The sequence below is a fragment of the Neisseria sp. P0021.S006 genome (genome assembly GCF_051956895.1).
In genome coordinates this window covers 1-446 of sequence record NZ_JBQCWZ010001258.1, presented here as the reverse complement: position 1 = coordinate 446, position 446 = coordinate 1, and the positions used below count along the sequence as shown (strand labels likewise).

Sequence of the window (446 nt, the reverse complement as noted above, 5' to 3'; positions counted from 1 at the left end):
CTGTTTCATCATGCCGCGCAATACGGCTTTGGAAGCGCGGAAGACGGATTTGAGGTTGACCTGCATGATGTCGTCCCATTCTTCCTCTTTCATGCGCATCAGGAGGTTGTCGCGGGTAATGCCGGCGTTGTTGACCAAAATATCCAGTTTGCCGAATTCTTTCTCAATGTCGGCAATCAGGTTTTCGATGGTTTCAGGTTCGGCAGAATTCAATGCACGGCCTTCGCCGCCCCATTGCGCCAAGCGCTTGCTAATTGCAACCGCACCGCTTTCGCTGGTGGCCGTGCCGATAACTTTTGCACCGGCCGCAGCCAAAGTATCGGCAATCGCCGCACCAATACCGCGCGATGCGCCGGTTACCAAAGCGATTTTACCGCTTAAATCTTGTGTACTCATGTTTTATTCCTTAATTGCGATTGGAAAAATGGTTTCAGACGGCCTTATAC

At 51.3% G+C, this 446-nt stretch carries 1 protein-coding gene; it reads right to left on the bottom strand.

The features are described 5' to 3' along the window. The coding region (locus tag ACTHUM_RS19765) for an SDR family NAD(P)-dependent oxidoreductase (RefSeq protein WP_440403979.1) at positions 1–396 on the bottom strand (396 nt) is incomplete at its 3' end. Positions 397–446: the final 50 nt, after the last annotated feature.